Below are 23,308 nucleotides of genomic sequence, written 5' to 3' on the forward strand. Positions count from 1 at the left end.
ATTATGAAGGAACCGCCGAATTTGCTAAATTTGATTGTTCCGATTTGCCCAATTTAGATTTTCTATGAGTCGTCCCCGTCTGGCACAAATACTTGATTAACAAGGAAAAGTGCCGTCGGCCCGGCAATTTCCAGACGGGTAAAATGGCTGAAAAAAATTTTCCGGCATGAGTCTACAGCAAGGGTTTTCCGCTTGAGCGAGCTTCAACAGGGGTTTCTTCTCACCCGCCATTGGCGCGATACGGCGTCCGGAACGGAGGTCGAGTTCTGGCTCGCGACCGACGACGGTCCGCGCCATATCCGCCTGCGCCCGCAGCCGAACGTCGCGTTCGTGCCCGCCGCGCAGCGCCCGCGCGCGGAGGACGTGCTGCGCCAGGAGAAAAACACCCGCGGCCTCGAACTGCGGCCGCTCGATCTATCCGATTTCCACCATCGGCCGGTGCTGGGGCTGTATTGCCCCCATTACCGGCAACTCACCGCGCTCGACAAGCGGCTCAGACAAGGCGGTGTCGACGTGTACGAAGCGGATGTGTTTCCGCCCGACCGGTACATGATGGAACGCTTCATCACGGCGCCTGTGCTGTTCGGCGGCGAGGCGAATCCCGCCGGCGGTCCGCTGCTCAACGCCGACATGAAGCCCGTGACCGGCTACCGGCCGACGCTCAAACTCGTCTCGCTCGATATCGAAACCAGCGCGCACGCCGAGCTGTATTCGATCGCGCTCGAAGGCTGCGGGCAGCGTCAGGTATATATGCTCGGGCCGGAGAACGGCGACGCGACGGGCCTCGACTTCGCGCTGGAGTATTGCGAAACGCGCGCGCAACTGATCGAGCGGCTGGTCGGATGGCTCGAACGGCACGATCCCGATGCGATCATCGGCTGGAACGTCGTGCAGTTCGACCTCAAAGTGCTGCACGAAACGGCGCAGAAGCATGGCGTGCCGCTGCGCATCGGGCGCGGCGGCGCGGTGATGGAATGGCGCGAACACGGCCTCAAGCAGAATCACTTCTTCGCGGGCGCGGCCGGGCGGCTCATCATCGACGGCATCGAGGCGCTGCGCTCCGCCACGTGGAGTTTCCCGTCGTTCAGCCTCGAATACGTGGCGCAGTCGGTGCTCGGCGAAGGCAAGTCGATCGACAATCCGTATCAGCGGATGGACGAAATCCAGCGCCGCTTCGACGAAGACAAACCGGCGCTTGCCCGCTACAACCTGAAAGATTGCGAGCTGGTCACGCGCATCTTCGAGAAGACGGACCTGCTGTCGTTCCTGCTCGAACGCGCGACGGTGACGGGTCTGCCCGCCGATCGCAGCGGCGGCTCGGTGGCCGCGTTCACGCATCTGTACATGCCGCGCATGCACCGGCTCGGCTTCGTCGCGCCGAATCTCGGCGACGTCGCGGGCGCGGCGAGCCCCGGCGGCTTCGTGATGGACTCGAAGCCGGGGCTCTACGACTCCGTGCTGGTGCTCGACTACAAGAGCCTGTATCCGTCGATCATCCGCAGCTTTCTGATCGATCCCGTGGGCCTGATCGACGGCGTGCGGCATCCCGACGACGCGCATTCCGTGCCGGGCTTTCTCGGCGCGCGTTTTTCGCGCACGCAGCACTGTTTGCCGTCGATCGTCGCGCAGGTGTGGGAAGGGCGCGAAGCGGCGAAGCGCGAGCACAACAAGCCGCTGTCGCAGGCGCTGAAGATCATCATGAACGCGTTCTACGGCGTGCTCGGCTCGACGGGCTGCCGGTTCTTCGATCCGCGGCTCGCGTCGTCGATCACGATGCGCGGCCACGAGATCATGCATCGCACGCGCGAACTGATCGAGGCAAGCGGCTACACCGTGATCTACGGCGACACCGATTCGACCTTCGTCTGGCTCAAGCATGCGCATGACGAACAGGACGCGGCGCGCATCGGACGCGAACTGGTCGGCGGGATCAATGCGTGGTGGCGCGAGCATCTGCGCGAGCGGTTCGGACTGGAGAGCGCGCTCGAACTGCAATTCGAGCGGCATTACAGGCGTTTTTTCATGCCGACCGTGCGCGGCGCGGAAGAAGGCAGCAAGAAGCGCTACGCGGGTTTGACCGTGATGGCCGACGGCAGCGAAGACGTCGTCTACAAGGGTTGGAAACGGTGCGTACCGACTGGACGCCGCTCGCGCAGCGCTTCCAGCAGGAGCTGTATCGGCGCATTTTCAGGCAGGAGCCGTATCGCGACTACGTACGCGATTACGTGCGGCGCACGCTCGCGGGCGAGTTCGACGAGTTGCTCGTGTATCGCAAGCGGCTGCGCCGGCCGCTGTCTGACTACGAGCGCAACGTGCCGCCGCACGTGCGCGCCGCGCGCACCGCGGACGAATTCAACCGCCAGCGCGGCCGTCCGCTGCAATACCAGAACGGCGGATGGATCAGCTATGTGATGACGAGCGGCGGACCGGAGCCACTGGAGACGCTGCGCTCGGAGATCGATTACGAGCATTATCTGACGCGTCAGTTGCAGCCCGTGGCCGATGCGATTTTGCCGATGTTGAAGGACGATTTCGCGACGCTTGCGTCGGGGCAAGCGCAGTTGTTCTAGGGTTTTGGTTTTTCTGTCTGCGACGAAGTCGCCATTCTGGTTTTTCGTTTTTTGTCTTTTTGCTGGCATCCGCGAATTCGTATCGGTGCTGCTGGCGTTGCCCCTGTGCGGGGCGGCACCTACTTTTCTTTGCAGCGGCAAAGAAAAGTAGGCAAAAGAAAGCCGCTCACCCCGCCAGTCCTTGTGTTTGCCTGCGGGCCCCCACGGGTCCCGCACTCCACACGGCAACACGCTATTTCACATCCGTTGCCAGCGCCTTGAACACGCGCATCACCCACTCCACTCACCCGCAGCACAGCCAGCGGCAGCGAATCGTCTGCGCCGCCCAGGTGGCAAACGGTGTGTAGGCTGTCGCACCTTACGCGTTGGCGCTTCTACGACACCGATTCCGCTTTTCAGTCCGGAGTGGTGCACTTCCGTCGCGACGGCCTACACACCGTTTGCCACCTGGGCGGCCGTGGACTTCCCGGTAAGACCGTCCGTGACGCGGGAGTGTGGAGTGGGGGATGCGAATCCACGAGCGCTGGCAACGAGCATTGAGTAGCTCGTTGCCGCCTGGAGTGCGGGACCCGTGGGGGGCCCGCAGGCAAACACAAGGACTGGCGGGGTGAGCCCGCTTTCTTTGCTTACTTTCTTTGCGGCGGCAAAGAAAGTAAGTGCCGCCCCGCACAGGGGCAACGCTAGCAAACCGCTACGCAAACGCGGATGCCAGCAAAAATCCAATATAAGCGACTGCGTCGCAGACAAAAACTACACCACCTGCTCAGCAGGCCAAACCCCAACCTCAACCCGCTGCGCGCCGCGCAAGACATCGACCTTCACTTCACGCCCGATCTTCGACCCATCGAGCGCGCGCTGCAAAGCATCGACGCCATCGACGATCACCGAATCGACAGCAACGATGGTGTCATCAACCCGCAGGCCGCCGACCGAGGCTGGCGACTCCTTCACAATCTCCATCACCCGCACCCCGCTCTCCGATTCGAGCTCGAAGTAACGCTGCACACGGCGCGGCAACGCCATCGTCGTGCCGGCAACGCCGATATACGCGCGCCGCACGCGCCCATGCGCGAAGATCTGCATGATTACCCACTTCGCGGTATCGATGGCCGTGGCGAAGCTGATCGACTGCGCGCCCGGAATGATCGCCGTGTTCACGCCGATCACCTGCCCTGCCGAATTGATCAGCGGCCCGCCGGAATTGCCCGGGTTGAGCGCGGCATCCGTCTGGATCACGTCGTAGATCATGCGGCCCGAATCCGAGCGCAACGAGCGGCCGAGCGCGGACACCACGCCCGCCGTGACCGTCTGCTCGAGCCCGAGCGGATTGCCGACGGCAATCGCGATCTGGCCCACGCGCAGCTTGCCCGACTCGCCGAGCGCGACGTGCGGCAGCGGCTCCCGCGAGCCAATGCGCAGCACGGCGAGATCACTGTGCGGATCGTCGCCGACCAGATCGGCGTCGAACCTCGTGCCGTCGGCGAGCTGCACGCGGATATGCGTCGCGCCGTGCACGACGTGGCTGTTGGTCAGAAGATAACCGTCGGGCGTGAAGATGAAACCCGAGCCAGTGCCCGCGCGCGCATGGCGCTCCGGCGCGCCCGGCACCCGGCGCTCGACGGTGATGTAGACGACGGCCGCCCGCACCCGTTCGAGCGCATCGATGACGGTGCGCGAATAGGTGTCGAGGAGTGCGGCGTCATCGTCGGACGATCCGGACGCAGCCGCGTTTGGCAGCGCACCCGACAGATCGTCGATAAAACGGGGACGGCTTCCCATGATCAGGCTCCCGATAAGCGAGAGCCGCACATGCGGGGCAGCCAGGCTGTTTTCAAGCGGAGCGGCGGGCGCTCCGGCAGACGCGGGAACCGCCCGAAAGAGAAAAAAAGAAAACCCGGCGTCAGATGAGTCGCAGGTTGCGGATCTTGCCGATGCGCGGCGAGCGTTCGAGGATCAGCTTCTCGATCACTTCGGGCAGCAGCGCCTTGGGAATGTTTGACGGCACGTCCGACACCAGTTGCGACGGTACATTCACGATGAAATCGTCGGGGGCGGTGGCGAGGCTGTGCTCGTAGGTAACGCGGTAGTCCATGCTGGGCGTGAGAAACGTAGGTAGTGTTGCGGAATCGTCGTGCCAGAATGACGCCGCCCGTGGACGACGCTTTCTGTCCCGAGATCGTACCTCAGACGCGCGACCCGCGCCGCACAGCGAGCCCCGGCAATGTACGCTGCCGAACGGGCCCGCGCGCAAACACGCCGCACGGCGTTCGCGTCTTCACCCAGGTTTTACCGATGCCAGCCGCCATGGCCCCAGCAACAGCTGTAGCCGACGCCGACGCTCACCGACGGCGCCGCGTAATAGCCCGGCGCATAGCCATACGCCGGTGCATATCCATATCCGTACGGCGGCGCGACGACGCAGCCTCCCAGACCCATCGTCGCGAGAGCGACGGCTGCCAGCGTCAGAAGTTTCTTCATGATCGTTCTCCCTTTCTTTCTCTCATTTGAGCAGACGCTACAGAAGGTAATCGTGACCACTTGTGACAGCGCATTACGGCGCGCTACCGGGCAGCGGCGGGCACCCGCGGCGGCGCCGTGCGCAAGAAAGGGGCCCGGGCAACCCAGGGCCTCTACGTGCAGACCGCGCGCTAACAGTTGCTTACCATTCGCCCGTCGTGAAAAAAAGAAAGCGGGCATGCCCGCCGTGCGCAGGCAGATTTCGATGTCGCCGGTATGAATCGGAAATCGGCCTCTGTTCGGCAGATTGAAACATGGCCTCGGGCCGCAAACTGCAGTTGTGCAGATGCACTGAGGAGCCTGAAATGTCTTCGCGTCATGACAGAAGCAATCCGTTCGAGCCCGCCGCCCACGAAGCACAGGATTCGAACAGCCCGCGGGAAATCCCGGAGGCCGATCTGATGCGCGGCCTGCAACTCGCGTCTGACACCGTGCTGCGCCTCGCCACCCAGACGCATGCCGCCGTGTCGCGCGGCGACGCGGCGAGTGCGCAAGCGGCGCGCGCGTCGCTGGAAAAGCAGCTCGCGCTGACTACCCGGCTGATCGACGAGCTTCTGTTCGACGGCGAAGTCCGCCACACCACCCATTGACCCGCTGCTCACGCGACGGAACGAATCGAACGTAGCAACAGCAACTGCAGCGCCGGCTGACTGGAACTGGAAATGAACGTCTTGACTGTACTTCTCTGCATCTGGGCAATGGTGGCACTGTGCGCGGTGCTGTTCATCCGCGGCGCGAGCCCGCGCGTCGAGCGTCCGACGAAGGCGAAGGCGCCGCAGGCGCGGCCGTCGCGCTATTCGATCGCCGAGTAATTCCTGCCGATCCGGCGAGCGCGCCGTCCATCGACGGGTCAGCGCCCTCGCCGTCCAGCCGCCTCGCTCGCCGCGAGTCCGGCTTTTCCCGAAGTCTCTATCGCCCGATGCGCGCCGACCCGCGCGCTATCGCGCCCTTTTTACGCGTCAGCCCGTCGTCGCACGCAGCGACGGCAGCATTGCGCGTCCTTCCTGCGCCGCCGGCTCCGGCCAGCGCAGGCGCTCGACGGTAATCCGGCGGCGCGCCGCCTCGTCGGCGAACGCATCGAGCGCATCGCGAATATCTCGGTCGATGAAATCGGCGCGCTCCGCGTCGATCAGCACCGTCGCGTGATCGGGAATCTGCGCGAGGCAGTGCGTGAGCATCGGCTTCGACAGAAACGTCGCGTCCTTGCGCAGCACCAGCAGATAGTGATCGTCGTGACGCGTCAGCGTGAACGTGCGCGACAGGTTCGCGCGCATCGCCAGCAGCGCGCTCGTCGCGATGCCGATGCCAATGCCGATCAGCAGATCCGTCGCGAGCACGCCCGCGATCGTCGCGACAAAGGGCACGAAGCGGTCGACGCCTTCGCGCGCCATCGCCGCGAACAATGCCGGCTTGGCGAGCTTGTAGCCCGTGTGGATCAGGATCGCTGCGAGACACGCGAGCGGAATCAGGTTCAGCACGGCCGTCAGCGCAAACACGCTCGCCAGCAGCAGCACGCCGTGAATCACGGCCGACATGCGCGTCTGCGCGCCCGCGTGCACGTTCGCCGAGCTGCGCACGATCACAGCCGTCAGCGGCAGGCCGCCGAGCACGGCCGCCACCATATTGCCGACGCCTTGCGCCTTCAGTTCGCGATCCGGCGACGCGCGGCGGCGCTTCGGGTCGATCTGCTCGACGGCTTCGAGACTCAGCAGCGTTTCCAGACTCGCGACGACGGCGAGCGTCAGCGCGACGCGCCAGACGTCGGCATCGACGAGCTGCGTGAAGTCGGGCATCGAGATCGCGCCCGCCAATGCCGCGAACGAATCCAGCGACACCAGCGACACGCGATGCTCCGCACGCAACGCAAGCGCGGGCGCGAGCATATCGAGCGCGAGCGTCGCGCCGATGCCGAGCGCGACGGCCGCGAGCGGCCCCGGCAGCATCCGCACGATCGCGTAGCGCTTCGCGCGCGGCGTCTCCCACGCAAACAGCATCGCGACCGATACGACACACAGCACGACCGAGACGATCGAGATAGCGCCGAACGGCGTCGCCAATGTACCTGCGTGCGCAACACTGGCATCGGCCACGCTCGCGAGGCCCGTGCCGAGCGGAATCTGCTTGACGATCAGCATGATGCCGATCGAAGCCAGCATCCCCTTGATGACCGCGACGGGCACGAAGCTCGCGAGCCGTCCCGCGCGCAGCAGACCGAAACCGATCTGCAGCGCGCCCGCGATCAGCACCGCGGCGAGAAACGCGGAGAAGCTGCCGAGCGACGCGATCGCCGACACGACGATCACGACGAGACCGGCTGCCGGTCCGCTCACGCTCAGATGCGAGCCGCTCAGCAGCGCGACGACCAGTCCGCCGACGATGCCGGACACGAGCCCGGCAAACGGCTCGACGCCGGACGCAGTGGCGATGCCGAGACACAGCGGCAGCGCGACGAGAAACACGACGATGCCCGCGAAGACATCGCTGCGCAGGTTCGAAAGACGGGAAACGGGTGGAGTGTGCATGGTATCCATGAGGTCGAGTTGAGCCCTGCCGCGCGGCGAGATGCGCCGGCGGCTCGTGGTTCGCAGATTGAAAAGGAAGTGCTGAAACGTCGCTAGGCGGCGTCGCGAACGGTGTGGGTTTCCGTGTGCGATTCGGCGATCTCGCGCGCTTCTTCCATATCGGTGAGTTGCGTCAGCAGCCCTTCGCGCAGCCCGAAAATCCAGCCGTGAATCTGCGGCGGACGCGGCGCGCGGCGCACGATGGGCGACTCGCGCAACAGGCGCACCTGCTCGATCACATTCAACTCCGCGAAACGGTCGACACGCGCGTCGAAATCCGCAATCGCAAGCAGTTCGTCGCGATGCCGTCCGGCCAGATCGCGCAGCCCGGCGATGCGGCGGTTCACGACGGGCAGCGCATCCGAAGGCGGCGACAGCGCGGCGCGCACGCCGCCGCAATGATGATGTCCGCAGATCACGACGTGTTCGACCTTCAGCGCATGCACCGCGTATTCGATCACGCTCGATGCGTTGCCGTCGTCGGACGTGTAGAGGTTCGCGATGTTGCGATGGACGAACAACTCGCCCGGTTGCGCATTGGTGATGCGCTCGGCGGGCACGCGGCTATCGGAGCAACCGATCCACAGAATGCGCGGCTGCTGCCCGCGCGCGAGATCCGTGAAGAACTCGGGCTCCCGCGCAGAGACTTCCTGCGACCAGGCCAGATTGGACAGCAATAGGCGTTTTGGATGATTCATCGATCGTGCTCCTGCCGGGTTCTGAAGTGAACGGAGTCTGCCCATCGCGGACAAACGCGATGGTGTTTACGAAAAGCTTACGGCAAGAAGGTTCCGAAAAAAATCGATAAAAATCATTTGATGCCGACTGCATCCAATGCCCGGAAAGCGTGCATTCATGCGGCTCTCCGGGCATTTATGTCATTTGCGTGATCGGCTGCACCGTGATGAAGCGATGCGTTCGGGAAGTGGATGAACAGGGATCGATGTTTGTCACGCGTGTCATGTTTGAGCGCGTGTGCGGACAGGATGGATCGCATGCATGCGATCCATCGTTCATTCGACTACTTCGCGCTGACCTCGATGGCGTCCACGCGGTCGCGATAGAACGCGACATGCTCCCTGATCGATGCAACGGCATCGTAAGGGCTTTCGTAGCTCCACACCGCATTCACGGAACGTTCGCCGCCGGCGGGGATGCTGTAGTAGCTGCACTCGCCCTTGTACGGGCAATAGGTCGAATGATCGGTGCGTTCGAGCAGCGACATGTCCACGTCCTTGCGCGGAACGTAGAGCACTTCCGGATACGACGCCTCATGGAAGGACAGCGCATCGGTGCTGTCGGCGATCTTGTGACCGGCAACGGACACGACAACGCGCGATCCGCTTTTCGAAATCGTGATGGGATGTTCGGGACCGGGAATCTTCACTGTCTTGTGCATGGGATCGTGTCCTTGCGATGGAAACAGGTGGCGGGCGGGATGGCGGTCAAGGTGCGAAGTACCGTCCGAGTATGGACGCGCGCCTTGCGATGTCAAGGCAAGACCCTGCCTCGCGTAACGGCTATCCGGCGCTTTCCGACGCGGATCATGTGCATATGCATCGCTGAAGACCTTTATGCAGCAAGCCATTGGCGTTCATCGGGCATTTCCGATACGCCATTGTTTGAATTAGATAAATTGAGTGTTCATTTAGCTGGCATTTATCTGCCCTTGGCAAGCCGCTACGATGCACGCCATGCGACCGGTCGTCCGTGCCGGCCGCGAAAGCCAATTGCCACGCTGCGAGACAGCGTGAAACCGCTCAGATCGTTCGCTGTCATGGCGCAACGACGCGCGGCGCATGCGTTTTCGCCCGCACGCAAGCGGCCGCGATTGCGGCTGCCAAAGCGTTCATCACAAGCAGACCGTAAGGTTCTGCGTAGCCGGATGAGTCGCTTCGACGGGCCATGATTTAACGAGGAGTCGACGTGAGCAGGATTGGAACTGCAACTGGCACAACGGCTGAACCCCGGCCTCGCGCCCACGCAAACCGGCGCGCGAGCGGCGAGCCCGAACTGCGCCGCAAGGAAACGCTGTACGCCGACGTGCGGTCCGATCACGCCGGCGGCGCGGCGCCCGCGCTACGCGATCCATGGGCCACGACCATTTCGCGGCTCGGCAAAGCACCCGCGCAAGACATCAAGCTCGGGCCTTCTGACAAATGCGATCAGGGCGCATGCGCTGCGCGCGCCGCGCGCCGCACGGCAACGGCCGAGCGCAAGCAGGCGGCTGAGAGCGAACACAGCGGCGCGGTCATTACGTTCGTCGAGCGCTTCGGCGCCAAGTCGATTTCGATCACATGGCGCGATTCGACGGCGGGCCGCTATACCGAGCAACTGTGGGTGCGCCGCATCGCGCGTTCGCGCGGCGTATGCGCGCTGACGGGCGCGGACATCGTGCGCGGCGATGCCGTGTACGGTCCGTTCAGCCGTCCGTCGAGCCGCCCGCGCAACATGTCGCAGATGATTCTCGCCGAGTTGCTCGACGACCTCGAATGAGCGTTCGCACGCGAACGCGCTACACTTCGGACGCGCACGGCTAGCGTGCGCCGCGCCGCCCTCGCCACCGTGCCAGGGCGGCGCTTCAGTCTGGAGACCGCTCATGGCTTCGCAAGCCGATATCGCGCGCACCGCGCCTGTCACGCTGCACTCCGCCTCGTCGGCAACCGTCGACGGCAGCGCGAGCACGAGCGCGATGGACCGCTTCGGCTCGATCAACGTGTTCGTCCGCGCAGCCGAAACCCGCAGCTTTGCGGAAGCCGGCCGCCAGCTCGGCATCTCCGCTTCCGCCGTCGGCAAGGCCATTTCCAGGCTGGAAACGCGGCTCGGCGCGCGGCTCTTTCATCGCAGCACACGCAGCATCACGCTCACACCCGAAGGCGCGCTGTTCCTCACGCGCTGTCAACGCATCGTCGAAGAAATCGAAGCCGCCGAAAGCGAGCTCGCGCTCGCGCATGCCGCGCCGCGCGGCAAACTGCGCGTGAGCATGCCGATGGTCGCGACGCTCGTGATGCCCGTGGTCGGCGAGTTCATGAAGGCGTATCCGGAGATCACGCTGGACATCGACTTCAGCGACCGGATCGTCGATGTGATCGAAGAAGGCTTCGATGTGGTGATGCGCACGGGCGACGTCAACGACTCGCAGCTGATCACGCGCATCATGGGCACGTATGTGCATCTGATCGTGGCGTCGCCGGCGTATCTCGCGAAACATCCGCCCCTCGCGGCGCCCGAAGCGCTCGTTCATCACGCGTGTCTTCAGCATCGATTTCCGACCACGGGCAAGCTGCGCCGCTGGCCGCTCGAACGCGACGGCGAATCGCTGGATATCGAGTTGCCGTCGACTGCCATCGCCACAGCCGTCGAACCGCTGATCGCGATGGCCGGGCAAGGTCTCGGCCTTGCCTGCGTGCCCGACTTCACCGTGCGCAAGCAGATCGCGGACGGCACGCTCGTCGCCGTTCTGCGCGAATACTCCGGCGCGCTCAGCGTCTTTCGCGCGCTGTGGCCTTCGGGCGGAAAGCTGACGCCGAAAGTGCGGGCCTTCGTCGACTTCATGAGCGTCCATCTCTTTCCCGCCGACGCGGCCGACACCCGCGTGCAAGAAGGCTGAGAGACCGCTCAACGAGCGTTCAATGACCGTACAATATGTGCGCGCCGCTATCGTCCGCTCACTGCTCACAGGTCATCATGCTTTCGCACGAACCGCTACAGACGCTCGACATCATCGCGCCCGATCGCATCGGCGCCCATCTTCCCGCACACGTCGCATCGTCGATCGAAGGCCGCGACATCGTCGTGTTCTCCGTCACCGACGATGCGTCGGACACCGCCGACTTCAGCGCACGCTACGGCTTCCCGATGGAAGACTGCGCGAACACGATCGTAGTCCGCTACAGGAAGGACGGCGGCGAACATCTCGCCGCGATCGTGACACTCGGTTCGCTGCGCCTCGACGTCAACGGCGCGGTGAAAGCCGTGCTCGGCGCGAAGCGCATTTCGTTTGCGCAGCGCGAGATCGCGACCGAACAAAGCGCGATGGAATTCGGCGGCATCACGGCGTTCGGTCTGCCCGCGAACTGGCGCGTGCTCGTCGATACCGCCGTGATGGAGCGTCAGCAAGTCGTGATGGGCGCAGGCATCCGCAAAGCGAAACTGTTGCTCGCGCCGTCCGCGCTCGCGCAACTCGACACCGTCGAAGTCGCGCAATTGACGTTGCCGCCCGGCGAGCCCGACGCGGCCTGAGCACGCCCCGGGCAAGACGCTCAGCCAAACAGCTTCGCCGCCGTCTTCGCGACCAGTTCGCCCTGATGCCGCGCACCTTCCAGATCGATGGCGCTCGGCTGACGCGAGCCGTCGGCCGCTGCGATCGTCGTTGCGCCATACGGCGCGCCGCCGACGATCTCCGTCATGTTCATCATCCCCTGATGGCTGTACGGCAAACCCACGATGATCAGACCGAGATGCATCAGGTTCGTGATGATCGAGAACAGCGTGGTCTCCTGTCCGCCGTGCTGCGTTCCCGTCGATGCGAACGCCGCGCCGACCTTGCCGTTCAGCGCGCCGCGCATCCATAGTCCGCCCGTCTGATCGAGAAACGCAGCCATCTGCGACGACATGCGTCCATAACGCGTGCCCGTGCCGACGACGATCGCATCGTATTGCTCGAGATCGGCGACGGCAGCAACGGGCGCCTGCTGATCGAGCTTGAAATTCGCCTTCTTCGCGATCTCTTCGGGCACGGTCTCCGGCACGCGTTTGATGTCGACCTGCGCACCCGCGCCGCGCGCGCCTTCCGCGATGGCTTGCGCCATCGTTTCGATGTGACCGTACGACGAGTAGTAGAGAACGAGAACCTTGGCCATGGCGATCTCCTGTCAAGAATGCGAAGCCCGCGTGCTTCGCGTTGAGAAGGCGGCATCGATTGCCGTCTCGCCTACGATACTCCCGGCACGTCGCCCACGTCAGCGCAACACCCATGCGGATGCATGCATCACATCGTGCGCGCCACAACCCGCGCGGAACGCGCCACAAGCTTTACGCACCGTTACACAAGCGACATCGCCGTTGCACCTGCCCGCACGCGCGGCCCCTAGAATGCCCTCGACCGATTCACCCGCTCATCGATTCACTGAAGGAGAACACATGATCCGTTTGCCCATCGCTTCCATCGTCTGTGCATCCACGACCAGTCTGTTGCTGTTCGCATCGGCGGTGAACGCGCAAACCACGCAACCGGCACAACCGGCGAAAGCCGCGCAGCCCGCCGAAACCGTGCGGCTGCACGCTGCCGACCAGACCTTCATCAACGAGGGCACGCAAGCCGTCGCCACGCAGCGCGATGCCGCCCGCATCGCGACATCGCGCTCGACGGACCGTGCAGTAAAGGCATTCGCCGAAAAGGTCGCCGCCGACAATCTCCAGATCGCCGACGCGCTCCGCGCAGCCAGCCCGCGCGGTGTCGACGTGCCGCACAACAACCCGGACACGGCGACGCTCGACAGCATCAAGAATCTGCGCGGCGCGGAATTCGACAAGGCGTATATCGAACAGATCGCGCTGGGCGGCGAGCAGAAAACGCTGTCGGCATTCCAGGCGGAAATCGCGTCGGGTCGCAACGAGCAGCTGAAGGACGCCGCCCGCAAGGCGCTGCCGACCATTCAGGCACAATACGCGTCCGCACAGGAGCTTGCAAAGCGCAAGCATCTCGCTGCGCAGTAAAGCCCTTCGCAAGAACTCGCATTGCATGAAGCGCATCGCGGCATTCCGCGATGCGCTTTTTCATTCGGGCGTCAGCTCCGCTTCCTTCGCCGACCAGCTGACGCTCGACACGCTCTTCTCCATGCTGAGCCGGCTCGCCATCAGTTCGAGTTTGGGCTGATCCTTCGGATGCATGCGCAAGGTCGCCGTCACCTGGATGCGCGGCGGATCGCCGTCGACGTCCTCGCTCGTCAGACTCTGAAACGACAGCGGTTGCGAATACATCGCGTTCGACAGCACCGTGCGGATGTGAATCTCGTCGTGCTCACGGCACACCACCGTCAACACGTATTCGCGCACGAGGTCCGCGCTCGACACCGGCGTCGCGTTGATCGCGCGGCTCACTTCGCGCAGCACCGTGTTGGTTGCGAGCACGACGACGGTGCCCGCGAGCGCCGGTCCGTAATGTCCCGCGCCGCACAGTACGCCGACAGCCGCCGAGCACCACAGCGTCGCCGCCGTATTGATGCCCTGGATCGAGCCCTTGTCGCGCATGATGACGCCGCCGCCGAGAAAACCGACGCCCGACACGACATACGCGGCGATCTGCGTGACGCCCGCGACGCCGTTGCCCGTCAGCATGCCCAGCGTGACAAACAGGCACGCGCCGCTCGCGACCAGCGTGATCGTGCGCAGCCCCGCCGTGCGCTGGCGCATCTGACGCTCGAGCCCGATCGCGACGCCGCACGCGAACGCGGCCAGCAACCTCCAGATGAAATCCGCTGACATGTCGTTTGAAAGATTGGGCGGGTTGAACGCCGGATCGAATCCGGTTGGGAGCGATATCCTGAGGCCGCTGTATTTCACTGATGTGTTGCAGGAATATGTTGCGCGGCCAATCATTTCCCTCGTCGCCGCGTGACGCCGGACGCCCTCCCGATTACCCCCGACAGCGCCGCCGGCGCGCGAGACAACCTCACCGCTTTCCCTCCCCCCGACGGTCAGAGTTTCCGCGTGACTATTGTTCTTGAGTCAAGTTTCCCGATTTGCCAAACGTTTGCGGTATGCATATCAAGTTCGCCGGGAACCTGCCGAAAAACCGATACAGCGTCAACGACTTCTGGGAGCGGTTCGTGAAGCAGCTTGCGATTTGTATGGTTCTTGCCGTGATGGCCGGTTGCGCGCAGTTGCCTGCCAATACGGCATCGCAGGCGGACAAGCCGCCCGCGTCGAACGACGTCATCAGTTTCGCGATTCCGCCCGACGCGCTCGGCGCTCGCGATCCGCAGCTGTCGGCCGTGCTGGCGAAGGCGGGCGCGCTGGCCGCGTCGCAGAAGCAGCCGACCACCATTCTCGTCACCGCGCTCGGCCAGGATCTGCCGTACCTGAATCAGGCGATCTGGCGCGGCGTGCCTTCGCAGCACCCGGCGAAGCTGAGCCTCGAGAATCTGACGGCGGGCGCGAATCAGCCGTATAGCGTGTCGATCCGGCCGACGGCCGCGACGCCATGAGGGGAAGCCACGCCATGTTCCGCACTGTCATCCTCGCGGCGAGCCTTGCGCTCGCCGCGCTCATGAGCCAGGCCGCATTCGCAGGCCAGCCGGCCGTCGCCGGCGCGCTGTCGGCGAATGGCGGGACCGCTACGTCGGCCGCCGCGTCGGCTGCCGCTGACAAGGTCTATCCGCCGCTGCCGACGCTCGCGATGCTGCCGCCGTCGGCCGGCGACGACGACGAGCCGATCGCCGCGCCGAAGCCCTCTGCGAAGAAGCGCAAGGCCCGCGCGCCCGTCGACGTGCGGCCCGCCGCGCCCGCTGCGCGCCTCGTCGTGTCGGACACGACGCGCACGTATCTGCGTTCGGTCGAAAAGCAGCTCGACCTGGCGCTGGCGAAATAACCGAGGATCCGCGCATACAACGGAGCGTCACACGTGTCCCTTCACCGACTTCACGCCGCGCCCCGCTCGCGGCGTCCGCTCAGGCGTGCCTTCGGCGCTTTCGCACTAGCGCTGTCGCTCGCGGCCTCGACGTGCGGAACGGCCCGCGCCGACGACTGCTTCGAGCAGGCCGCCGTGTATCAGGGCGTCAATCCGTTGATCCTGCGCGCCGTTGCATGGCACGAATCGAAAGGCGATCCCGCTGCCGTCAACCGCAATTCAAACGGCTCGATCGACGTCGGCCAGGCGCAGATCAATTCGGTGCACTTCAGCGATCTGAAACGCCTCGGCATCCCGCACCGCGCGCTCACGGATGCTTGCGTGAACATCTACGTCGCCGCGTGGCTCATCAAGCAGAAGATGGTGAAGTACGGCAACACGTGGCGCGCGATCGGCGCATATCACTCGGAGTCGCCGAAGGAGCGCGACGCGTATGCGCGCAGCATCCAGAAGATTCTCGTCGCGTGGGGCGAACTGCTGCCTGCAGCGCACTGACTACTTGCGCGATTTCGTCAGCCGGTGTCCGAGGCCGAGATTGGTCGCGATCTGCCAGGTATAGACACGTGAGTAGCTGACGCCGAACCTCACGCGTATCACCTCGCGCAGACGGTTGCTGGTCCAGGCATCGGAAGGAAAACCGTGGATGCCCGCCGGACCGTTCAGCGCCGCCGCGATCCATTGCAGCGCCGCCTCGTCGAGCACGGACGAACGCCCGCCGACGCTCATCTGCCGCAACGACTCCAGCCCGCCCTCGTTCACGAGCGTGCGATATTTGCGCACCGTGTTCTCGGAGATATGCAGTTGCGCGGCGACATCGCTGACGGACGCGCCCTCCATCAGCATCTTGCCCGCGGCAAGCCGGCGCATGACGGTCGGCAATGCTTCGTTTCGTGGAGGCATGAGCGGTCTCGCTGACGATCGGAACGGATAAGCCTCGGGTGCCGCATGACAGGCCTTGCACGGCGCGCAACAAAAGACAAAAAACCAATATATGCTTCAAGACTGTTTGTGTCAGGGGTCCGTAAAATTTCATGAATATAGAAAAATCATTTACAGATTTTATTGCACTCTCTTAATCCGTATAAACAGTTGAAATCATTTCGGTTAACAATAAGAACCCTCATATTTTTTCAACGGTATTACATCGCGCCTTGAACTTACCGAAGTCGTTTGCTAGCATGCAGTAACCATTACTTGCGTCGAGTGCAGTCAAGTCTGACGAACGCACTTTGGTCCGTGCGCCTGCCGCGTTTTCACGAGGGAACGTCGTATGGCAATACGTCGATTTCAATACCGCACTAAGTAATCGCCCTGGCTAATCGCCCTGGCTTTGCATGCCACGGCAATAACCCGCCATTGCTGTTTATTTGCAGCCTCAAAAGGCGGCGTGTGCGCGTTTGCCCGGAAATATCATTTTCGCGTAACCCGAATTAAATCAAACTTCACCAGCACGTAATCGCTTTTGGCCGTCAATGACATAGCGGGCAGTTGCAGTCGTCTGTCGCGCAGCGCCGGCAGCCGGCCTGCGCGACGGCGCACCACGCGCGGAGGTAGAGATGGAAGCGGAACGGGTCGAGCGTATCGTCGTGGCGTTGCGGCGCGCGGCGGAACATGAGCGTCTTCTCACCTATCAGCGCTTTCACGCTATGTTCGGCGCAGGCGATCCGCTCACGGCTCGCTACGACGCGCTGGAGCGCGCCATCGCTTCGCTTGGCGAAGTATCGAGCATCGATTACGGCGTGCTGCTCGCGCTGAGCAACGGCTTGCCCGGCCCCGACTTCTTCCGCCGCTATCAGAAGCATCGCTATGCCGACTATGTCGCCGTCATGGGGCCGCCCATCCACAGGCAGTCGGTCAAGCGCAAGCGCGAACTGGTCGAGGCGGAACGCCGCCGGGTCTATGACGATGCAAGAAGAAAAGCGGCCAGCCACGCCGCCGAAACCGCCTGAGCCCCCGCCGGATTCACCCGCGCAGAACGCGCGCACGGCTTATCCCGCTATCCGGCCAACGGACCACGCGTCCATTCAAACGAGGAGTCTCACATGCAACTTGCAGCTCGCCGTTCGATCCGCATCCTGGCCATTGCCGCTTGCGCGGCGCTCGCCGCGCCCGTCAACGGCGCTCTCGCGCAGGACAATCCGGCGTCCGCGACGAATGCCGTCGGCACGGCCGCTGTCGCCGACGTGACAGCGCACATCACGCATATCGACGCCGACAACAACGAAGTGACGATCCGCGGACCGCGCGGCAACTCGATGATCGTCGACGTCGATCCCGATGTCGGCGACGTGAAAAAGCTCAAGGTCGGCGACGAAGTGCACATCTCGTACAAGGGCGCGCTGCTGCTCTCCGCGGACAAGGTCGATTCGAAGGGCATACGCTCGCGCGTCGAATCGCAGGCGACGACGCCCACGCAAGGCGGCGCGTCGACGCAAATGCGCCACGTCGAAGTCGTCGCAACCGTGCAGAAGATCGATCGCAAGAAGCGCCTGGTGACGCTGCGCGGCCCGCAACGCACCGTGGTGCTGGAAGTTGCGCCCGACGTGCCGCTCGACAAGCTCAAGGTCGGTGACAGCATTCGCGCGAACTACGCATCGGCCACGGCCGTGCAGATCACGCGCAATGGCGCGCCCATCCAGTAACGGCCTGCTTGCGCCTTGCGTCTCGCCTCGCGTCTCGCCTCGCGCATCGCGCCGGCGAGACATCTCGCTGTCCATCATTGCCCGCATGGTCGATCCGATGCCCATCGAACCCTGGAACTCGCCGAAGCGCCGCGCGCGCCGCAAGATGATATGGAGCAAGGCTCATGTCGTGCTCGCCGCGATCGGCACGCTGTCGGCCGTCGCGGGCATCGCCGTCGCGATCAACGGCGGGCTCGAATTCAACCGTACGAAGGTGTTCGTCGGCGTCGGCATCATCGTCGTGTCGACGATCCTTTACGTGTCGATGCTGTTCGTCGACGACTAGCGCGAGCGCAGGAAGCGCCGCTAGCCGACGAGCATCACCACGCGATTGCGGCCCTCGGCCTTGGCCTGGTACATCGCGCGGTCCGCTTCATCGACGAGCATGCGTCCGAGCCCGTCGAGATCGGCGCCCAGCTGCATCGCATGCGCGGCCACGCCGATCGACACCGTCAACGGAATGCGCGCGCCGCCGTCGTCGCCGAGCAGCTCGAGCCGCTCGACGGCTGCGCGCATGCGTTCGGCCACGACGAGCGAATCCTTCAGATCGCCTTGCAGCAGCACGGCGAACTCTTCACCGCCGTAGCGCGCGATCGTGTCGCCAAGACGCGTCTGCTTGCGCAGACAAGTGCCGACCAGCGCGAGCGCGCGGTCGCCGACCGCGTGACCGTAAGCATCGTTGATCGGCTTGAAACCGTCGATGTCAATGAAGAGACAGCCGAGGGGCAGACGGTAGCGCGACGCGCGGGTCGTCTCTTCGCGCAGACGCTCGTCGAAATAGCGGCGATTGGGCAGGCCCGTGAGCGCGTCGGTGGCGCCGAGGCGTTCCAGTTGCTCGCGATGCGCGACGTTGTCGAGGCTCGCCCCGACGATCACGGCGAAGCGCTCCAGCATGTCCGTCGCCATGCCCGGTGAAAAGCGGCTGTCGTTGTCGCTGCCGAGACACAGGTAGCCGCACGGCTGGCCGTTCGCGGCGAGCGGCAGCAGCGCGACGCTGGCCGGCTGCATGTCGCCCGCAAAGAGCGCGTTGCGCGTCGCGTCGTCCATCGACGCCGGCGCGCCCAGCCACGGACGTCCTTGCGGACACAGGCGCGCCGCCGCTTCGCCCGTTTCCGGCGACGTCTTCAGCGACGCTGCCGGGCTCACGTTCGCGGCATGGTTCGCGTGACGCGAGGCCAGCTCATGCAGCAGCGGCAGCGTGTCGTTGAGCCACAGCATCACGCGCTCCAGCCCGAACTCGCGCGGCAGATAGTCGAGCAGCACGCGGCAAAGCGACTGGAAATCCTGCGCGCGGATCAACTGGAGTTCGACATCCTGGAAGCGGCGCAACGTGCGTTCGTTGCGTTGCACCGTATCGACGAGTGCGCGAAGGCGGACGGACTGGGGCGTGTGTGGTGTGCTCATCTGGGCCGTTGCATTGGGGCCCGCTACAGGGCCCAACGTCTGGTTATCGGCCTCGAAGCGCATTTGCTTGAGGCCGATGCTTGCAACGGTTGAAACGTGCCCGATATGTGCCGGATGCGGAGCCGGTTCGCGCCTGAGACGCGCGGCTCCCCATGCGCTTACGACCGCCGGCCGAGCGCCTCTTCGATCTTGCGATCGGTCTTGTACTGGCTCAGCGCGTAGACCGACCAGATCGCCGCGGGCAGCCAGCCGATGATCGTGAGCTGCAGCACGAGGCAGATGATCCCGGCAAACGGACGGCCGATCGTGAAGAACTGGAACCACGGCAAGAGCAAGGCAAGCAACAGACGCATGAGATTTCCTTCTGGTTGAAAAGCCTGAATCAGACGCTGCGGCGCGCGTGCACGGCGGTGCCGTAGCAGAGCACTTCCGTCACGCCCGCGCCGATTTCGGTCGCATCGTAACGCATGCCGATGACAGCATTGGCGCCGAGCAGCGCGGCTTCCGCCAGCATGTGCTCGTAGGCGTCGTGCCGCGCGCGCTCGCACAGCGACGTGTACAGCGAGATGTTGCCGCCGAAGATCGTCTGCAGCCCCGCGCCGATCGATCCCACCACCGAGCGCGAACGCACGATGATGCCGCGCACCATGCCAAGCGATGCGTCGACGGTATAGCCGGGCAAATCGAAGGTCGTGGAGACCATGTGTCGTTCGATCATATCGTTTCCTCCGCTGTTGATTCGTTACGCGTTTTGCTCAGCGCCCCGCTGCCCACAGCAGCGACAGCCCCGACGACAGCATCAATCCGTCGACGACCATCCGGAACGTGCCGGGACTCATGCGCACCACGATGCGCCGCGCGCAGAACGCGCCCGCCATCAGTGCGGACCCCGCAATCAACCCGTCGACCACGACGTGCAGCGGCAACGCGCCGAACCGATCGAAAGCCGCGACCTTGGCGGCATAGACGGCGAGCGAGCCGGCCGCTTCCGTCGCGAGAAATGCGCCTTTCACGAGGCCGTAACCCATGAACACGGGCACCGTGATCGGTCCCGTCGAGACCACGATGCCCGTCAGAAATCCAACCGGCCCGCCGATGGCGGCCAGATGCCACGGCGAAAAGCGGACCGGGCGGCGCGCGAGCCACCGTCGCGCCGGCACCATCGCGACGAAGAACAGGCCCAGCGCGATCTCGACGGCATGCGGCGGCAATGCGAGCAGCGTGCGCACGCCGAGCGCCGCGCCCGGCACGGCCGTCGCGCAATAGGCGCCGCACGCGCGCCAGTCGATTTCGCGCCACCATGCGAGCACCTTGCCGAAATTGCCCATGATCGCGGCGATCGCCATGATGGGCACCGCCTGTTGCGGCCCGAACAGCATCACCAGCACGGGCATCAGCAGCATCGACGAACCCGTGCCGATCACGCCGCTTAGCGTGCCGGCCGCAAGCCCGACCACGAGCACCAACAGATAACCCATACGGCTCCCCGAAAAGCGCGTTGGCGCCATGCTACTGGAAAAAGGCGGCGCATCACGCAAACGTGTGACGAATGCGGGCGAGCGTTTATGCGTTCGGGCGCGTCGTCGCCGTCAATTGCTGCTACAACTCGTATTGGACGCGCGCGTGACGCCGCGTCCTTTTTGTCTGCGGATTGTAGTCGTAGCAATGCGGGTATCGGCTGTGCCGTGCGACTGCGAAGGAACGCGCGATGATGAGCGAATCCAGCAGGATGATCGTGGCGGGCGGCGTGCTGATCGGCGCGCTGACGCTCGCCGCGCTCGGATTGCGGTTCGGCAATCGCGAGTCGTCGGCGAAGGAAGCGGACGGCCACATCGACGCTTCGCTCGCGTTCCACGCGCGGCCCGCGACATCCGACACGTCCGTCGACGATCCGCAAAACGCAGGCATCGCGCGCGTGTTGCAGGCCGTGCATGACTGTCTGCAGAGCGGCGACCTCGCGTCCGCGCACGTGCTGCGCGATGCCGTGCTGGCGATGCGCGCAGACGAGCCGCAGGCGCTCATGCTGCAAAAGAAACTGGCCGCGCGCGAAGCGATGGCGCGCACGGCGAAGACATCGTCGCCAGGCGACGTGAGACCGTCCACGCGCACGCACGCATCGCGAAAAGCGCAGCATGCGCCCGGCACTTCCGACGATGACGAAGCGCTGGCGGCCAACCTGCCGCCGCCCGTGGATATCCGCCCGGACAACGCAAAAGCCGATGCAACAGAAAACGCTCCGCAGATGCAGGCTGAAGTCGTATCGCAAACGCCGGCGTTGACGGAAGAACCGCCTGCACAACCCGCCGCCTCCGCCCCCGCCATCGCATCGGGCAAGCCCAACCGCGAACCGCCCGTTACCGCCGCCCGCGACGCACCGAAAACCCGCGCCGAAGTACGCGACGAACTGACGCGAGCGCGCAGCGACGGCTCGCTGTCGCGCTTCGGTAATCCTGATCCGTACGGTCCGGGCGGCGTACCGAGCCGCGACACGCAGCCCGCCGCGCGCAACTGGTGACCGCCCATCACAGGCGGCATGTTGCCTGACCGGCCGGTTGGCGAATCCGCGCGTGCGTCTCTACAATGACCGGCCAGATCAACTGCGTCTTGCACAGGTAACACGATGATCCGCGATCAGGAAACACTGTCCATTCTTCTCGATTCATTGTCGCGCTTCGTGCGCGAGCGTCTCGTACCCGCTGAAAACGAAGTCGCCGAAACGGACGAAATCCCCGCCGACATCGTCGGCGAAATGCGCGAACTCGGTCTGTTCGGGCTGTCGATTCCCGAGGAATATGGCGGCCTCGGCCTGACGATGGAAGAAGAAGTGCTCGCCGCGTTCGAGATCGCAAAGACCTCGCCCGCCTTCCGTTCGCTGATCGGCACGAACAACGGCATCGGTTCGCAAGGGCTCATCATCGACGGCACGGAAGAACAGAAGCAATACTATTTGCCGAAGCTCGCATCGGGCGAACTGATCGCGTCGTTTGCATTGACGGAGCCAGGCTCGGGCTCCGATGCCGCGTCGCTGCGCACGACGGCCGTGCGCGACGGCGACCATTACGTGATCAACGGCACCAAGCGCTTCATTACCAATGCGCCCGAAGCCGGCATCTACACCGTGATGGCGCGCACCAATCCGGACATCAAGGGGGCGAGCGGCATCTCGGCGTTCATCGTCGAGAAGGGCACGCCCGGTTTGTCGCTCGGGAAGATCGACAGGAAGATGGGCCAGAAAGGGGCGCACACCTGCGACGTTATCTTCGAGAATTGCCGCGTACCCGCGTCGAATATCATCGGCGGCAAGGAAGGTGTCGGCTTCAAGACAGCCATGAAAGTACTCGACAAAGGCCGCCTGCATATTTCGGCGATCTGCGTCGGCGCGGCGGAGCGCATGCTCGACGACGCGCTGCGCTACGCGATGGAGCGCAAGCAGTTCGGCCAGCCCATCGCCGAATTCCAGCTCGTGCAGGCGATGCTCGCCGACAGCCGCGCGGAAATCTATGCCGCGCGTTCGATGGTGCTCGACGCCGCGCGGCGCCGCGACGACAGGCAGGACGTGTCGACGGAAGCATCGTGCTGCAAGCTGTTCGCGTCGGAGATGTGCGGACGCGTCGCCGATCGCGCGGTGCAGATTCATGGCGGCGCAGGCTACGTGTCGGAGTACGCGGTCGAGCGCTTCTATCGCGACGTGCGCCTGTTCCGCATTTACGAAGGCACCACGCAGATCCAGCAACTGGTGATCGCGCGCAACATGATTCGCGACGCAAGCCGCTAAAGAAAGCATCAGCAAATATCGCATTGTTCGACGCACGATTGCGAGTGCGTTGATCAATGTCAATGCAGTGATAAGCCTGCTTCAAACACCCCCGCAAGCAGGCGCTTTTCACGTTGCCAGAAAAATTATCCCGTCCTACACTGGGTTGTTGACGCAACGCAACAAGCACC

27 protein-coding genes and 1 pseudogene are annotated in these 23,308 nt (G+C 64.2%); 15 read left to right on the forward strand and 13 right to left on the reverse strand.

Annotation, left to right across the window (positions count from 1 at the left end; translation table 11 throughout):
• Positions 1 to 192: 192 nt before the first annotated feature.
• A pseudogene (locus FRZ40_RS19935) lies at positions 193 to 2,570 on the forward strand (DNA polymerase II).
• Between the two features lie 750 nt (positions 2,571 to 3,320).
• Here the strand turns inward: FRZ40_RS19935 and FRZ40_RS19940 are convergent.
• The 3 genes from FRZ40_RS19940 to FRZ40_RS19950 all read right to left on the reverse strand — a co-directional run bounded on the left by FRZ40_RS19940 (position 3,321) and on the right by FRZ40_RS19950 (position 5,048).
• On the reverse strand, positions 3,321 to 4,349 hold the full coding sequence (locus tag FRZ40_RS19940) for a S1C family serine protease (RefSeq protein WP_147235332.1): 1,029 nt from the start codon (positions 4,347 to 4,349) through the stop codon (positions 3,321 to 3,323).
• Positions 4,350 to 4,470: 121 nt separating this feature from the next.
• Positions 4,471 to 4,662 (reverse strand): hypothetical protein, encoded by a 192-nt coding sequence (locus FRZ40_RS19945; protein WP_028365969.1) that lies wholly within the window; start codon positions 4,660 to 4,662, stop codon positions 4,471 to 4,473.
• A gap of 194 nt (positions 4,663 to 4,856) precedes the next feature.
• The gene (locus FRZ40_RS19950; RefSeq protein WP_147235334.1) at positions 4,857 to 5,048 is read right to left on the reverse strand and encodes a DUF3300 domain-containing protein; all 192 of its coding nucleotides are present in this window, start codon (positions 5,046 to 5,048) and stop codon (positions 4,857 to 4,859) included.
• A 344-nt stretch (positions 5,049 to 5,392) separates the two neighbouring features.
• On the opposite strand from FRZ40_RS19950, the gene FRZ40_RS19955 reads away from it, so the two are divergent.
• Together FRZ40_RS19955 and FRZ40_RS44440 are read left to right on the forward strand one after the other, a co-directional pair.
• Complete coding sequence (locus tag FRZ40_RS19955; protein ID WP_028365971.1) at positions 5,393 to 5,677, forward strand: hypothetical protein; 285 nt, start codon at positions 5,393 to 5,395, stop codon at positions 5,675 to 5,677.
• A 72-nt stretch (positions 5,678 to 5,749) separates the two neighbouring features.
• Positions 5,750 to 5,899 carry a hypothetical protein gene (locus tag FRZ40_RS44440; protein WP_167528683.1) on the forward strand — a complete coding sequence of 50 codons (150 nt, stop codon included), beginning with the start codon at positions 5,750 to 5,752 and terminating at the stop codon, positions 5,897 to 5,899.
• Positions 5,900 to 6,046: 147 nt separating this feature from the next.
• Here the strand turns inward: FRZ40_RS44440 and FRZ40_RS19960 are convergent, their stop codons facing one another.
• From FRZ40_RS19960 to FRZ40_RS19970, 3 genes are all read right to left on the reverse strand, one after another.
• Entirely contained in the window at positions 6,047 to 7,609 is a 1,563-nt protein-coding gene (locus tag FRZ40_RS19960; RefSeq protein WP_147235336.1) for a SulP family inorganic anion transporter, read from the reverse strand.
• Between the two features lie 92 nt (positions 7,610 to 7,701).
• Positions 7,702 to 8,346, reverse strand: a complete 645-nt coding sequence (locus FRZ40_RS19965) for a carbonic anhydrase (protein ID WP_028365973.1) — start codon at positions 8,344 to 8,346, stop codon at positions 7,702 to 7,704.
• Positions 8,347 to 8,669: 323 nt separating this feature from the next.
• The gene (locus FRZ40_RS19970; RefSeq protein ID WP_147235338.1) at positions 8,670 to 9,047 is read right to left on the reverse strand and encodes a DUF427 domain-containing protein; all 378 of its coding nucleotides are present in this window, start codon (positions 9,045 to 9,047) and stop codon (positions 8,670 to 8,672) included.
• Positions 9,048 to 9,574: 527 nt separating this feature from the next.
• Here FRZ40_RS19970 and FRZ40_RS19975 point away from each other — a divergent pair.
• The 3 genes from FRZ40_RS19975 to FRZ40_RS19985 all read left to right on the forward strand — a co-directional run bounded on the left by FRZ40_RS19975 (position 9,575) and on the right by FRZ40_RS19985 (position 11,890).
• Positions 9,575 to 10,144, forward strand: coding sequence for a DUF3331 domain-containing protein (locus tag FRZ40_RS19975; protein WP_147235340.1), 570 nt, complete (start codon positions 9,575 to 9,577; stop codon positions 10,142 to 10,144).
• Between the two features lie 103 nt (positions 10,145 to 10,247).
• On the forward strand, positions 10,248 to 11,258 hold the full coding sequence (locus FRZ40_RS19980) for a LysR family transcriptional regulator (protein WP_147235342.1): 1,011 nt from the start codon (positions 10,248 to 10,250) through the stop codon (positions 11,256 to 11,258).
• 77 nt (positions 11,259 to 11,335) lie between these two features.
• Positions 11,336 to 11,890: a YbaK/EbsC family protein gene (locus FRZ40_RS19985; RefSeq protein ID WP_028365977.1), complete on the forward strand. Its 555-nt coding sequence runs from the start codon at positions 11,336 to 11,338 to the stop codon at positions 11,888 to 11,890.
• A 20-nt stretch (positions 11,891 to 11,910) separates the two neighbouring features.
• Here the strand turns inward: FRZ40_RS19985 and wrbA are convergent, their stop codons facing one another.
• Positions 11,911 to 12,510: an NAD(P)H:quinone oxidoreductase gene (gene wrbA, locus FRZ40_RS19990; protein WP_028365978.1), complete on the reverse strand. Its 600-nt coding sequence runs from the start codon at positions 12,508 to 12,510 to the stop codon at positions 11,911 to 11,913.
• 280 nt (positions 12,511 to 12,790) lie between these two features.
• Between wrbA and FRZ40_RS19995 the strand changes: the two genes are divergently transcribed.
• A complete protein-coding gene (locus tag FRZ40_RS19995) occupies positions 12,791 to 13,366 on the forward strand; it encodes a DUF4142 domain-containing protein (RefSeq protein WP_147235344.1) in 576 nt (191 codons plus the stop codon).
• Positions 13,367 to 13,426: 60 nt separating this feature from the next.
• Here FRZ40_RS19995 and FRZ40_RS20000 read toward each other — a convergent pair whose 3' ends face one another.
• Positions 13,427 to 14,134, reverse strand: coding sequence for an MgtC/SapB family protein (locus FRZ40_RS20000; protein WP_147235345.1), 708 nt, complete (start codon positions 14,132 to 14,134; stop codon positions 13,427 to 13,429).
• Positions 14,135 to 14,499: 365 nt separating this feature from the next.
• Here FRZ40_RS20000 and FRZ40_RS20005 point away from each other — a divergent pair, with 365 nt between their 5' ends.
• From FRZ40_RS20005 to FRZ40_RS20015, 3 genes are read left to right on the forward strand one after another with little or no spacing between them, the layout of a single operon-like run.
• Positions 14,500 to 14,856 carry a hypothetical protein gene (locus tag FRZ40_RS20005; RefSeq protein WP_028365981.1) on the forward strand — a complete coding sequence of 119 codons (357 nt, stop codon included), beginning with the start codon at positions 14,500 to 14,502 and terminating at the stop codon, positions 14,854 to 14,856.
• Positions 14,857 to 14,870: 14 nt separating this feature from the next.
• The gene (locus FRZ40_RS20010; protein WP_147235346.1) at positions 14,871 to 15,239 is read left to right on the forward strand and encodes a hypothetical protein; all 369 of its coding nucleotides are present in this window, start codon (positions 14,871 to 14,873) and stop codon (positions 15,237 to 15,239) included.
• A gap of 33 nt (positions 15,240 to 15,272) precedes the next feature.
• Positions 15,273 to 15,773, forward strand: a complete 501-nt coding sequence (locus FRZ40_RS20015) for a lytic transglycosylase domain-containing protein (RefSeq protein ID WP_028365983.1) — start codon at positions 15,273 to 15,275, stop codon at positions 15,771 to 15,773.
• Here the strand turns inward: FRZ40_RS20015 and FRZ40_RS20020 are convergent, their stop codons facing one another.
• Complete coding sequence (locus FRZ40_RS20020; RefSeq protein ID WP_028365984.1) at positions 15,774 to 16,178, reverse strand: helix-turn-helix domain-containing protein; 405 nt, start codon at positions 16,176 to 16,178, stop codon at positions 15,774 to 15,776.
• A gap of 656 nt (positions 16,179 to 16,834) precedes the next feature.
• Between FRZ40_RS20020 and FRZ40_RS20025 the strand changes: the two genes are divergently transcribed.
• From FRZ40_RS20025 to FRZ40_RS20035, 3 genes are all read left to right on the forward strand, one after another.
• Positions 16,835 to 17,227 (forward strand): hypothetical protein, encoded by a 393-nt coding sequence (locus FRZ40_RS20025; protein WP_028365985.1) that lies wholly within the window; start codon positions 16,835 to 16,837, stop codon positions 17,225 to 17,227.
• A 93-nt stretch (positions 17,228 to 17,320) separates the two neighbouring features.
• Complete coding sequence (locus FRZ40_RS20030) at positions 17,321 to 17,920, forward strand: hypothetical protein (protein WP_028365986.1); 600 nt, start codon at positions 17,321 to 17,323, stop codon at positions 17,918 to 17,920.
• 97 nt (positions 17,921 to 18,017) lie between these two features.
• On the forward strand, positions 18,018 to 18,245 hold the full coding sequence (locus FRZ40_RS20035) for a DUF2964 family protein (RefSeq protein ID WP_007586054.1): 228 nt from the start codon (positions 18,018 to 18,020) through the stop codon (positions 18,243 to 18,245).
• Positions 18,246 to 18,265: 20 nt separating this feature from the next.
• On the opposite strand, the gene FRZ40_RS20040 is transcribed toward FRZ40_RS20035, so the two are convergent.
• From FRZ40_RS20040 to FRZ40_RS20055, 4 genes are all read right to left on the reverse strand, one after another.
• Positions 18,266 to 19,363: a GGDEF domain-containing protein gene (locus tag FRZ40_RS20040; RefSeq protein ID WP_028365987.1), complete on the reverse strand. Its 1,098-nt coding sequence runs from the start codon at positions 19,361 to 19,363 to the stop codon at positions 18,266 to 18,268.
• A 158-nt stretch (positions 19,364 to 19,521) separates the two neighbouring features.
• Positions 19,522 to 19,716 (reverse strand): YqaE/Pmp3 family membrane protein, encoded by a 195-nt coding sequence (locus FRZ40_RS20045; RefSeq protein ID WP_028365988.1) that lies wholly within the window; start codon positions 19,714 to 19,716, stop codon positions 19,522 to 19,524.
• A 29-nt stretch (positions 19,717 to 19,745) separates the two neighbouring features.
• On the reverse strand, positions 19,746 to 20,081 hold the full coding sequence (locus FRZ40_RS20050; RefSeq protein ID WP_147235347.1) for a YbjQ family protein: 336 nt from the start codon (positions 20,079 to 20,081) through the stop codon (positions 19,746 to 19,748).
• A gap of 37 nt (positions 20,082 to 20,118) precedes the next feature.
• Positions 20,119 to 20,841: a sulfite exporter TauE/SafE family protein gene (locus FRZ40_RS20055; RefSeq protein ID WP_147235348.1), complete on the reverse strand. Its 723-nt coding sequence runs from the start codon at positions 20,839 to 20,841 to the stop codon at positions 20,119 to 20,121.
• Between the two features lie 230 nt (positions 20,842 to 21,071).
• On the opposite strand from FRZ40_RS20055, the gene FRZ40_RS20060 reads away from it, so the two are divergent.
• Together FRZ40_RS20060 and FRZ40_RS20065 are read left to right on the forward strand one after the other, a co-directional pair.
• On the forward strand, positions 21,072 to 21,878 hold the full coding sequence (locus FRZ40_RS20060) for a DUF4148 domain-containing protein (RefSeq protein ID WP_147235349.1): 807 nt from the start codon (positions 21,072 to 21,074) through the stop codon (positions 21,876 to 21,878).
• Between the two features lie 105 nt (positions 21,879 to 21,983).
• Positions 21,984 to 23,138, forward strand: a complete 1,155-nt coding sequence (locus FRZ40_RS20065) for an acyl-CoA dehydrogenase family protein (protein ID WP_028365992.1) — start codon at positions 21,984 to 21,986, stop codon at positions 23,136 to 23,138.
• The last annotated feature ends 170 nt before the right edge of the window (positions 23,139 to 23,308 follow it).

It is taken from the genome of Paraburkholderia azotifigens (assembly GCF_007995085.1).
Lineage (GTDB): Bacteria > Pseudomonadota > Gammaproteobacteria > Burkholderiales > Burkholderiaceae > Paraburkholderia > Paraburkholderia azotifigens.

Excerpts from the sequence above, each read along its gene's own strand:
- FRZ40_RS19940 (WP_147235332.1), bottom strand. The coding sequence starts at position 4,349 with ATGGGAAGCCGTCCCCGTTTTATCGACGATCTGTCGGGTGCGCTGCCA.
- FRZ40_RS19945 (WP_028365969.1), bottom strand. The coding sequence starts at position 4,662 with ATGGACTACCGCGTTACCTACGAGCACAGCCTCGCCACCGCCCCCGAC.
- FRZ40_RS19950 (WP_147235334.1), bottom strand. The coding sequence starts at position 5,048 with ATGAAGAAACTTCTGACGCTGGCAGCCGTCGCTCTCGCGACGATGGGT.
- FRZ40_RS19955 (WP_028365971.1), top strand. The coding sequence starts at position 5,393 with ATGTCTTCGCGTCATGACAGAAGCAATCCGTTCGAGCCCGCCGCCCAC.
- FRZ40_RS44440 (WP_167528683.1), top strand. The coding sequence starts at position 5,750 with ATGAACGTCTTGACTGTACTTCTCTGCATCTGGGCAATGGTGGCACTG.
- FRZ40_RS19960 (WP_147235336.1), bottom strand. The coding sequence starts at position 7,609 with ATGCACACTCCACCCGTTTCCCGTCTTTCGAACCTGCGCAGCGATGTC.
- FRZ40_RS19965 (WP_028365973.1), bottom strand. The coding sequence starts at position 8,346 with ATGAATCATCCAAAACGCCTATTGCTGTCCAATCTGGCCTGGTCGCAG.
- FRZ40_RS19970 (WP_147235338.1), bottom strand. The coding sequence starts at position 9,047 with ATGCACAAGACAGTGAAGATTCCCGGTCCCGAACATCCCATCACGATT.
- FRZ40_RS19980 (WP_147235342.1), top strand. The coding sequence starts at position 10,248 with ATGGCTTCGCAAGCCGATATCGCGCGCACCGCGCCTGTCACGCTGCAC.
- FRZ40_RS19985 (WP_028365977.1), top strand. The coding sequence starts at position 11,336 with ATGCTTTCGCACGAACCGCTACAGACGCTCGACATCATCGCGCCCGAT.
- wrbA (WP_028365978.1), bottom strand. The coding sequence starts at position 12,510 with ATGGCCAAGGTTCTCGTTCTCTACTACTCGTCGTACGGTCACATCGAA.
- FRZ40_RS19995 (WP_147235344.1), top strand. The coding sequence starts at position 12,791 with ATGATCCGTTTGCCCATCGCTTCCATCGTCTGTGCATCCACGACCAGT.
- FRZ40_RS20000 (WP_147235345.1), bottom strand. The coding sequence starts at position 14,134 with ATGTCAGCGGATTTCATCTGGAGGTTGCTGGCCGCGTTCGCGTGCGGC.
- FRZ40_RS20005 (WP_028365981.1), top strand. The coding sequence starts at position 14,500 with ATGGTTCTTGCCGTGATGGCCGGTTGCGCGCAGTTGCCTGCCAATACG.
- FRZ40_RS20010 (WP_147235346.1), top strand. The coding sequence starts at position 14,871 with ATGTTCCGCACTGTCATCCTCGCGGCGAGCCTTGCGCTCGCCGCGCTC.
- FRZ40_RS20020 (WP_028365984.1), bottom strand. The coding sequence starts at position 16,178 with ATGCCTCCACGAAACGAAGCATTGCCGACCGTCATGCGCCGGCTTGCC.
- FRZ40_RS20025 (WP_028365985.1), top strand. The coding sequence starts at position 16,835 with ATGGAAGCGGAACGGGTCGAGCGTATCGTCGTGGCGTTGCGGCGCGCG.
- FRZ40_RS20030 (WP_028365986.1), top strand. The coding sequence starts at position 17,321 with ATGCAACTTGCAGCTCGCCGTTCGATCCGCATCCTGGCCATTGCCGCT.
- FRZ40_RS20035 (WP_007586054.1), top strand. The coding sequence starts at position 18,018 with ATGCCCATCGAACCCTGGAACTCGCCGAAGCGCCGCGCGCGCCGCAAG.
- FRZ40_RS20040 (WP_028365987.1), bottom strand. The coding sequence starts at position 19,363 with ATGAGCACACCACACACGCCCCAGTCCGTCCGCCTTCGCGCACTCGTC.
- FRZ40_RS20045 (WP_028365988.1), bottom strand. The coding sequence starts at position 19,716 with ATGCGTCTGTTGCTTGCCTTGCTCTTGCCGTGGTTCCAGTTCTTCACG.
- FRZ40_RS20050 (WP_147235347.1), bottom strand. The coding sequence starts at position 20,081 with ATGATCGAACGACACATGGTCTCCACGACCTTCGATTTGCCCGGCTAT.
- FRZ40_RS20055 (WP_147235348.1), bottom strand. The coding sequence starts at position 20,841 with ATGGGTTATCTGTTGGTGCTCGTGGTCGGGCTTGCGGCCGGCACGCTA.
- FRZ40_RS20060 (WP_147235349.1), top strand. The coding sequence starts at position 21,072 with ATGATGAGCGAATCCAGCAGGATGATCGTGGCGGGCGGCGTGCTGATC.
- FRZ40_RS20065 (WP_028365992.1), top strand. The coding sequence starts at position 21,984 with ATGATCCGCGATCAGGAAACACTGTCCATTCTTCTCGATTCATTGTCG.